At 57.9% G+C, this 14,813-nt stretch carries 13 protein-coding genes; 12 read left to right on the top strand and 1 reads right to left on the bottom strand.

The window, feature by feature from the left end; translation table 11 throughout:
• Positions 1-70 precede the first annotated feature (70 nt).
• The gene (locus tag W02_RS14200; protein ID WP_173048812.1) at positions 71-382 is read right to left on the bottom strand and encodes a hypothetical protein; all 312 of its coding nucleotides are present in this window, start codon (positions 380-382) and stop codon (positions 71-73) included.
• 178 nt (positions 383-560) lie between these two features.
• Here W02_RS14200 and secA point away from each other — a divergent pair, with 178 nt between their 5' ends.
• The 12 genes from secA to nuoK all read left to right on the top strand — a co-directional run bounded on the left by secA (position 561) and on the right by nuoK (position 14,782).
• A complete protein-coding gene (gene secA, locus W02_RS14195; protein ID WP_173048810.1) occupies positions 561-3,281 on the top strand; it encodes a preprotein translocase subunit SecA in 2,721 nt (906 codons plus the stop codon).
• 436 nt (positions 3,282-3,717) lie between these two features.
• Complete coding sequence (locus W02_RS14190) at positions 3,718-4,884, top strand: class I SAM-dependent methyltransferase (protein WP_173048808.1); 1,167 nt, start codon at positions 3,718-3,720, stop codon at positions 4,882-4,884.
• Positions 4,885-4,893: 9 nt separating this feature from the next.
• Positions 4,894-5,265 carry an NADH-quinone oxidoreductase subunit A gene (locus W02_RS14185; protein WP_173048806.1) on the top strand — a complete coding sequence of 124 codons (372 nt, stop codon included), beginning with the start codon at positions 4,894-4,896 and terminating at the stop codon, positions 5,263-5,265.
• Positions 5,266-5,341: 76 nt separating this feature from the next.
• The gene (locus W02_RS14180; RefSeq protein ID WP_173048804.1) at positions 5,342-5,821 is read left to right on the top strand and encodes an NADH-quinone oxidoreductase subunit B; all 480 of its coding nucleotides are present in this window, start codon (positions 5,342-5,344) and stop codon (positions 5,819-5,821) included.
• 6 nt (positions 5,822-5,827) lie between these two features.
• The gene (nuoD, locus tag W02_RS14175) at positions 5,828-7,579 is read left to right on the top strand and encodes an NADH dehydrogenase (quinone) subunit D (RefSeq protein ID WP_173048802.1); all 1,752 of its coding nucleotides are present in this window, start codon (positions 5,828-5,830) and stop codon (positions 7,577-7,579) included.
• Between the two features lie 137 nt (positions 7,580-7,716).
• Positions 7,717-8,244, top strand: a complete 528-nt coding sequence (nuoE, locus tag W02_RS14170; RefSeq protein ID WP_173048800.1) for an NADH-quinone oxidoreductase subunit NuoE — start codon at positions 7,717-7,719, stop codon at positions 8,242-8,244.
• A gap of 10 nt (positions 8,245-8,254) precedes the next feature.
• Positions 8,255-9,562 carry an NADH-quinone oxidoreductase subunit NuoF gene (nuoF, locus tag W02_RS14165; RefSeq protein ID WP_173048798.1) on the top strand — a complete coding sequence of 436 codons (1,308 nt, stop codon included), beginning with the start codon at positions 8,255-8,257 and terminating at the stop codon, positions 9,560-9,562.
• 2 nt (positions 9,563-9,564) lie between these two features.
• Positions 9,565-12,234, top strand: coding sequence for an NADH-quinone oxidoreductase subunit NuoG (gene nuoG, locus W02_RS14160; protein WP_173048796.1), 2,670 nt, complete (start codon positions 9,565-9,567; stop codon positions 12,232-12,234).
• A gap of 104 nt (positions 12,235-12,338) precedes the next feature.
• Positions 12,339-13,355: an NADH-quinone oxidoreductase subunit NuoH gene (gene nuoH / locus W02_RS14155; protein ID WP_197742238.1), complete on the top strand. Its 1,017-nt coding sequence runs from the start codon at positions 12,339-12,341 to the stop codon at positions 13,353-13,355.
• Between the two features lie 34 nt (positions 13,356-13,389).
• Positions 13,390-13,932, top strand: a complete 543-nt coding sequence (gene nuoI, locus W02_RS14150) for an NADH-quinone oxidoreductase subunit NuoI (protein ID WP_173048792.1) — start codon at positions 13,390-13,392, stop codon at positions 13,930-13,932.
• Between the two features lie 29 nt (positions 13,933-13,961).
• A complete protein-coding gene (locus W02_RS14145) occupies positions 13,962-14,480 on the top strand; it encodes an NADH-quinone oxidoreductase subunit J (protein WP_173048790.1) in 519 nt (172 codons plus the stop codon).
• Positions 14,477-14,782, top strand: a complete 306-nt coding sequence (gene nuoK, locus W02_RS14140; protein WP_173048788.1) for an NADH-quinone oxidoreductase subunit NuoK — start codon at positions 14,477-14,479, stop codon at positions 14,780-14,782. Before W02_RS14145 ends, nuoK begins: the two co-directional genes overlap by 4 nt.
• The last annotated feature ends 31 nt before the right edge of the window (positions 14,783-14,813 follow it).

Here is a 14,813-nt window from a genome sequence, read left to right as displayed (position 1 = left end):
TTACGCCCGCAAACGGTGGACGCGATGAAGCCGGTTCGACTGCCTGAACCGGTTGCGTCAACTGGAAATGCTACAGGGTATGAGCAGGAGGTCCGCGGGAAGTGACGATCGAAGAATGGAGAGAGGGAACGGTCTTGATGGTGTACGGTTCGGCTAACGCAACGGGGCGCTGCTCGATAAGGTCAGGGACAACGGCTGCATCCAAGACGTGCCCTGTGGCGCACATCCAAGAACACAACACGGTCCCGTGAGTGGCCTTTTGATGATGGGCATGTTGGGATTCATGGGTAAGCGATTGCGCGGACGCAAGCCCGCCCATGACGATGATCCCTAGGACCAGCAGAGAGACGAGTGATCGGACCATGCGTACGTTCATGGGCATCGAAGCTTCCTGCTGCGATGGTACTGGAATGCGTCAAGGGGAGTCAAGGCGATGCTCCGCTAAAACTCCGCCGTCTTCACGATAGGATTCACCGTACGTTTCCGGTATACTCCCGCAGAATAGCTCGTCACACTTGCGATGAGCACGGCCGGTACCGTTAAATAAATAACACGTGACCATGCTGACACAAGTATTGAATCTCGTCTTCGGCAGCAAGAACGAACGTGAAATCAAGGCGTTGATGCCTGTCGTCCAACGTATCAACGGTCTGGAGGCTTCTCTTGCCCCGCTCTCGGACGAAGCCCTCACCGACAAGACCCAGGAGTTCAAGAAACGGCTCAGCGCCGGAGAGACACTCGACGACATTCTGCCGGAGGCCTTTGCCGTCTGCCGGGAAATGTCAAAACGGAAACTCAACATGCGGCATTTCGACGTGCAGCTCATCGGCGGGATGATCCTGCACAAGGGTCGCATTTCGGAAATGAAGACCGGGGAAGGCAAAACTTTGGTGGCGACCCTTCCCATCTATCTGAATGCGCTCGAAGGTAAGGGCGCCCATTTGGTCACCGTCAACGATTACCTGGCGAAACGGGACGCCCAATGGATGGGACAGCTGTACCATGCGCTCGGACTGTCCACCGGAGTCATTCAGCACGATGCCTCGTTCTTCTTCGATCCGACCTACGAGGCGTCGGACCGTCGCCTGCAGCACCTGCGCCCCTGCACCAGGCCAGAGGCCTACCGGGCGGATATTACGTACGGCACGAACAATGAGTACGGCTTCGATTATCTGCGGGACAACCTGGTCGTCACGGATTTGAACCAGTGCGTGCAACGGGAATTGAATTTCGCCATCGTCGACGAGGTGGATAGCATTCTGATCGACGAAGCCAGAACGCCGCTGATCATTTCGGGCCCGACCGACCAAACGACTGACCTGTACTATCGCATCAATGCCATCATCCCCCAACTCAAGGTCGAACAAGACTATACGATCGAGGAAAAAACGAAGACCGCCTCGTTGACGGAAGACGGCAACGCCCGGGTCGAACGGCTCCTAGGAGTCGACAATTTATATGATCCCGCGAACATGGACATGGTGCACCACGTGGTCAAAGCCCTTCAGGCCCACGCGCTTTACCGGAGGGATGTCGATTACGTCGTGAAAGACGGTGAGGTCATCATCGTCGACGAGTTCACCGGTCGCTTGATGCCGGGGCGCCGCTGGAGCGACGGACTCCATCAGGCCGTCGAGGCCAAGGAAGGCGTCAAAATCGCCAATGAGAATCAAACGCTCGCCTCCGTTACGTTCCAGAACTACTTCCGCATGTACAAGAAGCTGGGAGGCATGACCGGGACCGCGGACACGGAAGCCTCGGAGTTCGCCAAGATTTACAATCTGGATGTGAACGTGGTGCCGACCAACCGGAAGATGGTGAGGCTCGATTACGCCGACGTCGTCTATCGCACGGAGAAGGAAAAATTCGCGGCCATCGTCGAAGAGATCAAGGAGTGCCATGAACGGGGCCAACCCGTGCTGGTTGGCACCATTTCGATCGAGAAGTCCGAAAAGATCGCCGGCATGCTGAGCCGCAGCGGGGTCAAGCACAACGTGTTGAACGCAAAACAGCACGAGCGCGAAGCGGAAATCGTCGCTCAGGCCGGGCGCAAGGGAGCCGTGACCATCGCCACCAATATGGCAGGCCGCGGCACCGATATTCTTCTCGGCGGCAACGCGGATTTCATGTTCAAGCAGGTGCTGTATCGGGAAGAGAATCTTCCCGATGAGCGAAAACTGGCCGTCTACGAGGACATCCGCTCCGATTGTGAAAAGAACAAACAGGACGTGGTCGGGTTGGGCGGACTCCATATCCTGGGGACGGAGCGGCACGAGAGCCGGCGCATCGACAATCAGCTCCGCGGTCGGGCCGGACGTCAGGGCGACCCCGGTTCATCCCGCTTCTATTTGTCTCTGGAAGACGATCTGATGCGCATCTTCGCCTCCGAACGAGTCTCGCAGCTGATGCTCAAGCTCGGAATGGAGGAAGGCATTCCCATCGAGCACGGCATGGTCACGCGCGCCATCGCCAATGCGCAGAAAAAGGTGGAGGCCCACAATTTCGAGATCCGGAAGCAACTCCTCGAATATGACGACGTGATGAACAAACAGCGCGAAGTGATCTACCGTCACCGCCGAGCGGTGCTGAGCGGAGAGACCCTCGCCGGCGACGTTCTCGACATGATGTCGTCCATCGCAGAGTCCGCACTCACTGTCTACTGTCCAGCCGAACAGTATCCCGAGGAATGGGACATGAAGGGCCTGACCGAGATGATGCAGGGGCAGTTCGGCCTCGATGTGACGCAGGGGAAACACGACGGTGGGGAATCGCTGCGTGACATGGGACGTGACGCACTCATTGAAGACCTCAAACACCAGGTCCAGGAGGCATACGGTCACAAAGAGCGTGAGTTGTCATCGGATCTCATGCGGTTCCTCGAAAAGAATTTCATGTTGCAGGTGATCGACCATCATTGGAAAGACCATCTTCTGGCGATGGACCATCTTCGCGACGGAATCGGTTTGCGCGGGTACGGCCAAAAAGATCCGTTGATCGAATACAAACGGGAAGGGTTTGATCTTTTCGCCGGCATGATGGAACGCATCAAATCGGACACCATCGATCGGCTGTTCCATGTGCAGGCGGTCAGAAACGACGGTCCGGCCGCCGCCCCACCGCCTCCTCCCGTCATCACCCCTCCTCAGCCCAAGCTCATCCTTAATCGCGGGAACGAACCGATCGCCTCGCAAACCGTCCAGCGAAACGACGACAAGGTTGGTCGAAACGATCCCTGCCCCTGCGGCAGCGGGAAAAAATATAAGAAGTGCCACGGGGCCTAATCGGCCTCAGCTCCCTCGCTCACGTTTGCCCCTGTCCTGTAGAGTCATTTTCACGTATTCTCCCTGGCTGATCCGGCTCACGAATGGCCTTCGCTATCGTGCGTTCCAGTCAAAAAACCCATATAAAGTCTTTTCCAAATGCTGTCATGAAACAAATCGCCTCCTCCCCTCTCCCAGACGCCGGGCATCCTCAATGCCTCGGAGACTTACTGGCGCCACGCTCGAGCATTGACACTTAAAATTTGAGGGCACAAGCGCATCGACAGCGACGTGCGTGAAACATTGAAAAATTCAATGATTTCAGGCTGGTTCACCTTGACTTAACTCGCCTCGCGAGGCTACTCTACGCCACTTTTGGCCCGTGCAGGGCACGGGTGAGTATTCTCTTCGCCCTCAATGCTGGTTTCCGTGCTTTGTCCGCGACAACGGGACCTTTATGACGCTTGGCCACCCTGAACTCATCGCCGCCATCGCCTCCGAGATCTCCGCTACCGGACCGATCCCATTTGTCCGTTTCATGGAACTGGCGCTCTATCATCCTCAGTTCGGGTATTACATGAGGCCTCCAGAAGCCCACGAGGAGCGGATCGGGTGGTCAGGCGATTTCTATACGAGTTCGGATGTCCATCCGATTTTGGGGCAGGCGCTCGCAAGACAGGCGCAACAAGTCGACAGTCTTCTTGGCCATCCCAACCCCTTCGTCGTGATCGAAATGGGGCCGGGAAAGGGACTGCTCGCACGACATGTCCTCTCCGCCGCGCATGACGAATGCCCCGCGTTGGCGCGCCGGTTGCGGTACGTCTTGATCGAGCGCAGTGCATCGATGAGGTCCGTGCAACAACAGCATCTCCGACCGTGGTTCGACCAAATCACCTGGCTTGAGGATCTGAGCGGTCTCGGCGAATCCAGCACGACAGGGTTGATGTTCAGCAACGAGTTGCCCGATGCCTTCCCGGTCCACCGCGTCGAAATGAAGGACGGCGTGCTTTTAGAAATCTTTGTCGAGATCCGGGACGGGCGGTTCGTCGAATGTCTGAGGCCACTGTCCCAATCGGCCCTCCGCGAATATCTCGAGCGAGTCCGCATCGAACTGCCGGACGGGTATCGCACGGAGATCAACCTCGCGGCGTCGGCCTGGATGCAGCAGGTCGCAGGCAGTCTCAACCGTGGAATCGTCATGACCATCGATTACGGCCATGCGGCACGAGACCTGTACGGGCCGGAGCGATCACGCGGGACGCTGATCTGTTACCATGCACAGATGACCTCCGAAGACCCATATATCAGGGTCGGACTGCAAGACATGACGGCGCACGTTGATTTTACGACTCTGGCCACGGTGGGAGAAGCGTGCGGTTTATCCGTCACGGGTTTCACCAATCAAATGAGCTTTCTCATGGGTCTCGGGGTCGAAGAACTGATCGCCAGACATGAACCGGGAAGCCGGGAGTTTCAAGCGGCTGTTCATCTGCTGAAGCCGGAAGGCATGGGCCGCACATTCAAGATTCTCGTCCAGCACAAAGGGATCGAGCGTCCCGAACTGGATGGCCTGGCATTCAAACCATTTTTCGGCTCCGCATTGAGCGCGTACGCTGCGGTGTGAGGAACACCTATGGGTGGAGAGACGACCCCGCTGAATTATCTCCCGATTCTGATCTTCATCGGGATTGCCGTGGTGTTTGGCATGGCGTCTCTATTATTGGGCAAGCTCGTCAGGCCAAGCCGGCCCTATCGCGCCAAGCTCAATCCATATGAGAGCGGCAGCCCGCTGTTTTCCGATGCGCGCATTCAGTTCCCGATTCGCTACTACATCATCGCGATGCTATTCGTCATTTTCGACATCGAAGTCATTTTCATTATTCCCTGGGCGGTGCGGTTTCAGTCGTTGGGTTTCCTCGGACTCGCGGAGATGCTGGTCTTTATCGCCATTCTTCTGGTCGGCCTGTGGTACGCGTGGAAGAAGGGAGCGTTAGAATGGGATTGAGCGAGGCCAGTATTCGTTCAGCCCATCCGGTTCGCCCAGTGTGCCTGCATTCGGGACGGAATACGGTGAGGACAACATGAGTTTTCTGGAGCGCCAACTCGAAGCCAATATCATCACGACCAATTTGGACGCGGTCGTAAACTGGGCTCGCAAGTCCGCCTTGTGGCCCATGACGTTCGGGTTGGCCTGCTGCGCGATCGAAATGATCGCCAGCGTTTCATCGCGCTACGACATCGACCGGTTCGGCGCCGGCGTGTTCCGCGCATCGCCCCGGCAGTCGGATCTCATGATCGTGGCCGGCACCGTCAGCCGCAAGATGGCCCCGGTCATCCGACGCATCTACGATCAGATGCCCGAACCGCGCTACGTCATTTCAATGGGCTCTTGCGCGACGTCAGGCAACCATTACAACAGCTATGCCGTCGTGCAGGGCGTCGATCAGATCGTTCCCGTGGACGTCTATGTTCCAGGCTGTCCTCCCAGGCCGGAGGCGCTGATGGACGGACTCCTCAAGTTGCAAGAAAAAATTCAGCGGGAAAAGGTGTTCGTGAAATAGCCGGTTATGGAATCCTTGTTCGAAACGTTGATGACAAAATTCCCGGAGGCCGTGCTGTCTGTTCAGGCGGATACGCAACGGTCCGAGGTATCTGTGTCCGTGGCATCGGCGCATATCGTGGAGTTGGCGAGATTTCTCCACGACGCACCGGAGGCGTCCTTCGACCATCTTTCTGATATTTGTTCGGTCGATTATCCGGAAGACCAGCAGCGGTTCGAGGTGGTCTATCATCTGCACTCGCTGCCGCATCGTCACCGGTTACGGCTCAAAGCGAGACTGAATGAGGACAATCCCACGATTGCTTCCGTGACCGGCATCTGGAAAGGCGCGGAATTTCTTGAGCGTGAAGTGTACGACATGATGGGAATTCATTTTACCGGGCATCCGGATCTCCGCCGGATCCTCATGCCCGAGGACTATGCGGAAGGATTCCCCCTGCGGAAGGACTTCCCGACGGAGGGCCGGGGTTGGCGCAGCCAGTTCGAGTTCATCCCGCGCCTGGACGAACCGCCGGCCGAAATGGCCGGCAGCGAGATTCCCGAACAGGAAAAACAGGTGTTCCGATCCGACTCGGTTCCATCCGGTCGCCGTCGCCGCGAGGAACTGCTGCTGAATATGGGGCCGCAGCACCCCAGCACTCATGGGGTGCTCCGCGTGGTGCTTGAACTGGACGGTGAGCGGATCGTGAAGGCCACGCCCGACCTGGGGTATCTGCATCGCGGAGTCGAGAAGCTTTCCGAAGGCCTCGCGTACATGCAGATCATCCCTCATACCGACCGGCTCGACTATGTGTGCGCAATGGCCAACAACTACGCGTACGTGCGAACGGTCGAAAAACTGCTGGGGATCACGATTCCGGAACGAGCCGAATACATCCGCACGATCGTGGCCGAAATGCAGCGCATCATCGGTCATCTGTTCTGGCTGGGGACACAGGCACTGGATATTGGCGCCATGACGGTGTTCTTCTGGACATTCCGAGAGCGCGAGACTCTGCTCGACATGTTCGAAAAGCTGTGCGGAGCTCGTCTGACGTTGAATTACTATCGCATCGGCGGTGTTGACAGCGACTTCACCCCCGACCTCGTCCAGCGGATGAAAACGTTTCTGGAAACGTTCTCGGACAAGGTCAAGGAGTACGACTCATTGATCGCGACCAATCGCATCTGGCTCGGCCGTACGAAGAATGTCGCCGTCATCTCCGCTGCCGATGCCATCAATTTCGGATGCACCGGCCCGGTGCTGCGGGGATCCGGCGTCGCCTACGATATCCGCAAGGAAGAGCCCTACGGAGTCTACGACAGGGTCGATTGGGAAGTCCCGATCGGGAAAAGCGGTGACACGTACGATCGCTATTGGGTCCGGATGGAGGAAATGCGGCAGAGCGCCAGGATCATCAAGCAATGCCTGGATCAGATGCCGCCCGGGGAGATCATCGCGGATGCGCCTCAATATATTCCGCCCCCGAAGCCGCACGTCATGCGGGATATGGAGAGCTTGATCCATCACTTCATCATCTTCACGCAGGGTCTCAAACCGCCGAAAGCGGAGACGTACTGTGCGACGGAAGCGCCGAAGGGAGAACTCGGATTTTTCATCGTCAGCGACGGCTCGGCCCGTCCCTACCGCTTGAAAATCCGCTCCCCGTCGTTCGTGCACATGGGAGCGTTCGATCACATGGCGCGGGGCTATTTGATTTCCGACATCATCACGATCTTCGGCACCTACGATATTGTCATGGGAGAGTGCGACAGGTAGAGAGCCCCGGTTGGCGAATCGGGCGGACGAAAAATTTCCGCCGGAGCTCTTCAGGAATGCGGCCGCTGAGAGGCTGACCTGAGACCGAGGTTCGAGCAAGCCGACGGCAGGCAGAATAGATAAAAAGGACTGTGCCCGTGCTAAGAGAGAAATATCAGAAAGAAATCGACGATATCCTCATGAGATACCCGGTCAAGCGGTCCGCCCTCATTCCGCTGCTGTATCTGGCTCAGCGCGAGCAGGGGTATGTGACAGAAGCGGCCATGATCGAAATAGCGGGGCTGCTGACCCTGACGCCGCCGCAGGTCTATGAAACCGCTACATTCTATACGATGCTCAACCTCAAGAAAGTGGGCAGATACCACATTCAGGTGTGCAAATCGCTCATGTGCGCTCTGGTGGGCTCTGATACGGTGGTCGGGTGGCTGAAGCACAAACTCGGGATCGGCCCGGGCGAGACGACGACGGACGGACTCTTCACATTGAGCACCGTCGAATGCCTCGCCGCCTGCGGCACCGGCCCCATGATGCAAATCAACGATGACTATTACGAGCGGTTGACGGAGGACCGCGTGGACAGAATTCTCGCGGACCTGAGGACCGCCGGCACGAGCCCTTTGAAAAGCGGTCCCTACATGTGGCCCGAACCGGCCGCACAAGATTGATCGGAAGACGATGCCGAAACACGAACTTATCCTATTGAAGAATATGTCCGCGCAGGGGTACAGCGGTTCGCTGGCGGACTACGAAAGGACTGGAGGATATCAAGCGCTGAGAAAGGTGTTGGGGAAAATTTCCCCGGCTGACGTGACGACCACGGTCATGAAATCAGGACTCCGGGGGCGCGGAGGAGCCGGATTTCCCACCGGAGTGAAATGGGGCTTCCTTCCGAAGGACCACAAAGGACCCCGCTACCTCTGCTGCAACGCGGACGAGAGCGAACCCGGCACCTTCAAGGACCGGCAATTGATGGAGCGGGATCCTCATCAATTGTTGGAGGGTATCGTCTTGGCAGGATACGCCATTGGAGCCGAAACCGCCTACATCTATATACGCGGTGAAATGGTTCTCGGGTCGCGCATCCTCGAGCGGGCCATCGGAGAGGCCAGGGACAAAGGGTACATCGGGAAGAATATTCTGGGGACCGGAGTCAACGTGGATGTCTGGGTCCACCGGGGTGCCGGCGCCTACATCTGCGGGGAAGAAACAGCGCTCCTCGAATCATTGGAAGGCAAGCGCGGTCTACCCCGCGTCAAGCCACCGTTCCCCGCCACCCATGGTCTCTATAACAAGCCCACGGTAGTGAACAATGTCGAGACCCTCGCCAATCTTCCGCACATCCTGTCAAAAGGCTTCGAGTGGTTCGCGGCCATCGGATCGCCGCCCAAGAGCACGGGCACGCGGGTATTCTGCGTCAGCGGTCACATCAAGCGTCCAGGAAATTACGAAGTGCCCATGGGCGTGACGTTCCGCGAGCTGATTGATGAGCATGCCGGCGGCATGCGGGAGAATAAGCCGATCAAGGCATTTATTCCGGGCGGGGCCTCCGCGCCGTTTCTGACTCCCGATCATCTCGACGTCAAAATGGATTTTGAATCGGTGGCGGCGGCCGGCTCGATGTTGGGGTCCGGCGGCGTCACCGTGATGGAGGAAGGGACCAGCATGGTCTGGGCTGCCCTGCGCCTGATGGAGTTTTTCTATCATGAGTCATGCGGCAAGTGCAGTCCGTGCCGGGAAGGCAGTTCCTGGCTCGTGCAGACCATGCGGCGCATTGTCGCCAAGCAGGGGCGCGCCGAAGATCTTGAAACCCTGTCCGACCTTTGCAAAAACATCGCCGGCCGCACGGTGTGCGCCTTCGGGGATGCGGAAGTCGCGCCGATCATGAGCACCTTGAAACACTGGCGGCCTGAATATGTCACGCTGATCCATGAAGCGGAAGCGGCCAATCTCATTCGGCCGATTCCGGCAGGAGCCCGGCACTGACCATGGCGGAGACGACGACAGACACCGTCCGTTTGACCATCGACGGCATCTCAGTCACCGTGCCCAAGGGCACGCTGGTAATTGAAGCTGCCCGGCGGGTCGGTGTGATGATTCCACACTTCTGCTATCACCCCAAGCTCAAGCCCGACGCCAATTGCCGTATGTGTCTGGTGGAAATCGAAAAGATGCCGAAACTCCAGACGTCCTGCAGCACGGTCGCATCGGACGGCATGGCGGTGCGCACCGCGACGAGCGTGGTCAATGACGCGCATAAGTCCGTGCTGGAATTCATTCTGGCGAATCACCCGCTCGACTGTCCCGTCTGTGACCAGGGCGGCCGCTGCGACCTTCAGGATTTTTCACATGAATATACCGCGACCGCTGGCCGCTTCGCCGAGACCAAACGCATTTTCCAGAAAGAATACTTCAGCCCGCTCATTGAGACGCAGATGAACCGGTGCGTGCAGTGCCTGCGATGCGTTCGCTATTGCGACGAAGTGATGGACGTCAAAGCGCTGGCCCCGTCCGGGCGTGGAACCATGACGGAGATCAAATCGTTCAGCACGCATCCGCTGGACTGCGAATTCTGCGGCGGGTGCGTCCAGATCTGTCCCGTGGGCGCAATCACCAGTCGTCTCTCCATGTATGAGTACCGTCCGTGGATGCTCAAGCGTGCCGACACGATCTGCCAGTATTGCGGCGACGGCTGCCAGATCACCGTGCAAACCAAGGGTCAATTACTGGTCGAAGTGAATTCCGCCCACGGCGCCGGCCGAAACAACGGTGATCTCTGTCCCAGAGGGTTTTTCGGCTATCATGCCGCCACGCATCCGGACCGTATCACGAAACCGCTGATCAGGCGCAACGGCACGCTCGTGGAATCGACATGGGAAGAAGCGCTCCAATTCGCCGCCGATGAAATCGGACGCCTCAAAGCCGCGCATGGCTCGCAGGCCTTCGGTGGGCTGATATCCGGCCGCTGTACGAACGAAGATCTGTATCTCTTCCAGAAATTCATGCGGCTGGTCGTGGGCACCAACAACCTCGACAGCAGCGCCCGATACGGGCAGATCAACGGTGTACAGGCTATGCGTCGGGTGCAAGGCACGCACCGGTGGACCGTGAGTCTTGAAGATCTGAGCCACGCCGATACGTTGCTCCTGATCGGAACCAACATTACCGAAACCAATCCCATCGCCGGACTGAGAGTCAAAGAGGCCGTCAAGAAACACGGCGCCACCCTTTGCACGATCGATTCAATGGTTCCGGCTGTCGGGACGATCAGCAACATCGCCAATCTGTCCCACCATCATGTCTGTGTGCAGCCGCCTCAATTGGGTAGTGCGGTACTGGGACTGATCAAGGCGGTGATCGATCACAACGGGGTCGATCCAACAGTCCGTTCGCAAGCGGCCGGCTACGTCGAAGCGTTGACCCAAGCGGCGGGGGCGCTTTCCTGGACCGACATCTCGTCCGTGACCGGCGCGTCGCAGGAACAATTCATGGCGATCGCGCAGCAAGTCCTCAAAGGTCGCCGTGTGGTCGTACTGGCGGGGCAGGAACTCTTGAGAAGCTCAGGAGGCTATTCCAGCTGCGTGAACCTATTGGATCTCCTGCTGCTGCTCGGCAAATTGACGTCGCCGGGATGCGGCCTGGCCACGCTCGCCGAGGAGAACAACGATCAGGGAGCTGCAGAAATGGGCGCCCTGGCGGAACTCCTTCCCGGGCCCAGAGACTGTTCCGATTCGGAATCCCGGAACAGGATCGGGCAAGCCTGGAAAGCGGCCATTCCAGCCGAACGGGGCGCAACGCTCGTGGAGATGATCGAACAGGCGACAAGAGGTTCGTTGAAAGCGATGATCATCGTCGGCGAGAATCCGCTCGGCAGCCTTCCCGCGCAACTGGGAGCGGCGCAAGCGATCGGCCAACTGGAATTTCTCCTCTGCCAGGAACTCTTTCTGACGGAAACAGCCCTGCAGGCGCACGTTGTGCTGCCCGCGTCTTCTTCGATGGAAAAAGCCGGCACGTTTACCAACCAGGAAGGTCACGCGCAGTCCGTGCGGCCGGCAATCGAACCGGTCGGAGACAGCCGGCCGGATTGGGAGATTCTCTCCGTTCTGTCCGTATTGCTGGGCACACCGCTCGAATATGCGGAGGCCAAAGACGTCTTGAAGGAAATCCGGAGCATCATTCCCGGATATGGATCATTGGGACCGGCGCCGGTCCCTCCCAAGGCGGATCAATCGACAATCGCACGATATCTCACAGAGGGATATCGACTCGACCTGGACAGACGGTATACTCTGGCCCCGCGCACAGGACAGGCAGAAGGCACGGTCGACCTCGGCATCGTTCAAAGTCTCTTTCACTCGGGAAAGCTTTCAACCCGGGCCAAAGGACTGCTACAAGTCGAAAGCTCGGGCTCGTTGCGCATGAGCGCCGCCGACGCGGATGCGTGCATGTTGAAGAACGGCGATCGCGTCAGGTTGTCCAATGGGCGCGGCAGTTTTACGACGACGGTGAAGCTGACGGACCGGGTGCCCCGGGGCACCGTCTGGTTCCCCGATCACTTTGCCCAACAGGCCATGGATCTGTTCGAGTGCACGATCGACGCGGTCACGCGGGTCCCGTCGTTCAGAAACACGTCTGTCTCGATCGTCAAAATTCCTTGAGGAACCTATCAGACTAATGTGTTGCTTACCTGTCATCCGGGAGTGTGACCGTGACTGAACTCAGCGTGCGCTTAGTTATTTCTCTCGCCCAGATCGCAGCCGTCATGGGTATCGTGATGCTCACGGTCATGATCCTGACCCTGGCCGAGCGCAAGGTGCTCGGCTGGATGCAAGACCGGATGGGTCCGATGGAAGTCGGCCCCTACGGCGTGTTGCAACCGATCGCCGATGGTCTGAAGCTGTTTTTCAAGGAAGACATCGTACCGGCCGGAGCCAACAAGTTCATGTTCACGCTGGCGCCGATCCTCGCCATGGTTCCGGCGCTGATCGGCTTTGCCGTCGTGCCGTTCGGGCCGAATCAACCGTTCGAATTCATGGGCATCACGGTCAAGCCGTTCGTGATCAGCGACATCAACATCGGCATTCTGTACATTCTTGCGTTCACCTCGATCGGAGCCTACGGCATCATTCTGGGGGGGTGGGCCTCCAACAGTAAATATTCCCTGCTGGGAGGACTGCGCTCAGCCGCCCAAGTCATCAGTTACGAACTGAACGTGGGCTTGGCCATCGTCGGGGTTCTCTTACTGGCCGGCTCCTTGAGCCTCGTCAAGATTACGGAGGCTCAATCCGGAGGATTCTGGCATTGGTATGTCTTCGCGCTGCCGGCGCCTCAGATTTTCGCGTTCGTCGTCTACGTCATTTCCGCGGTGGCCGAAACGAACCGCGTCCCGTTCGACTTGCCGGAAGCGGAGAGCGAACTGGTGGCGGGATTTTTTACGGAATACAGCGGGATGCGGTTCGCATTTTTCTTCATCGCGGAATACGCCAATATGGTGCTGGTGTCCTGCGTGGCAGCGGCCATGTTTCTCGGGGGATGGAACGCTCCGTATCCCGGGACCATTCTCGGGCACCTCGGCCTCGAACAGTTCGCCTGGGCCGAAAACATCGCGTGGTTCACGGTCAAGGTCTACACATTCCTTTTTTTGTTTTTCTGGCTGCGCGCCACGCTGCCGCGCCTGCGCTATGACCAGCTGATGAAGTTCGGATGGAAAGTCATGTTGCCCATTGCGTTGGGCAATATCGTGGTGACGGCGATCGCGGCATATTTGTTTCCCCAATAGCCTTTGTGTGTGCTGAACATCCAATAGGTCGAACATGCGTTCGCTGACAGCGTGGTTCAAAACGATCATCTTCTACGAAATCCTTGTGGGGATGAAGGCCACCATGTCGCATCTCCTGCATTACAAGCCGATCACCGTCCAGTACCCTCACGAAAAGCGGACCTTGCCGGACAACTACCGGGGGATGCTGGCGCTGCTCCGGTACGATGACGGCACGGAAAAATGCGTCGGGTGCGATCTGTGCGAGGCGGCCTGTCCCTCGCGGGTCATCCGCGTGGTCAGCGCCGAAGTGCCGGGCGAACCGACGAAGCGCTATTCGAAGGAATATTACATGGACATGACCCGTTGTTTGTTTTGCGGCATGTGCGTCGATGCGTGTCCGGTCGATGCCCTGGGAATGACGCGGGAATTCGAATGGGCTGTCTATGACAAACGCCAGTTGCAGCTGAACAAACAGCAACTGCTCGCCATCGGGGACCGTTCGTTTCCCGTGCGAGAAAAGCGATTGGAATTGCAACATCCGAATGTCGCGTTTTTCAACGTGTCGTTCGGGAACATCCCGCAAAAACCTTCGTAACGGTCGTCAGGCCGGACGGGAATCAGTAGATGGATCAGGTCTTTTTCTTCTATTTTGCGTTGATGATCGCGGCGACATCGGTGCTCGTCGTCGCACTCCGCAATCCCATCTACAGCGCGCTCTCCCTGTTGATCATGTTCTTTCACGTCGCCGGGCTATACGTGACCCTTCGCGCCGAATTTCTTGCAGCCGTGCAAATCATCGTCTATGCCGGTGCGATCCTGGTGTTGTATCTCTTTGTCGTCATGCTGCTGAACGTCAAACAGGATGAACGCTATCACCGCCAATGGCCCGCCGCCGCCCTCGTCGGTTCGCTGCTGGCGCTCGAAGGAATCGTCCTGACTCTTGCGAAAGGCCGAACCCCCTCACCAGCGCTCCATGCGTCCGACATCGCGGTGGAACAGCTGGGAAACACGGAAGCCCTTGGTGACGTGCTGTATTCGACTTACCTGTTTCCGTTTGAAGTCGCATCCTTGGTTCTCCTCGTGGCCATGATCGGGGCGATCGTGCTCGCCAAGCGTGATCTCCTGGAGCCTGCCGAATCATGACCGTTCCCCTTTCGTTCTATCTGGTGCTCAGCGGAGTCGTGTTTCTCACCGGCGTCACCGGCGTGTTGATCCGGAGAAACATCATTACGATCTTGTTGTCGGTCGAACTCATGCTGAACGCCACAAATATCAATTTCGTCGCGTTTTCCGAGTATTTCCATAACGTGGCCGGTCAGGTGTTCGTCTTTTTCGCCTTGACGGTAGCCGCCGCCGAGGTGGCGATCGGCTTGGCGATCATCATCGCGCTGCATCGGGCCAAGTCGAGCATCAATGTCGACGACTTTCAGTTGCTGAAATGGTGATGCACGGGTTCGGCGGAGGAACGGCATCTAT

Origin of the sequence: Nitrospira sp. KM1 (genome assembly GCF_011405515.1) — a bacterium.
GTDB lineage: Bacteria > Nitrospirota > Nitrospiria > Nitrospirales > Nitrospiraceae > Nitrospira_C.
The sequence above is the reverse complement of the archived record's forward strand: the minus strand, read 5'-3'. Positions and strand labels throughout refer to the sequence as shown.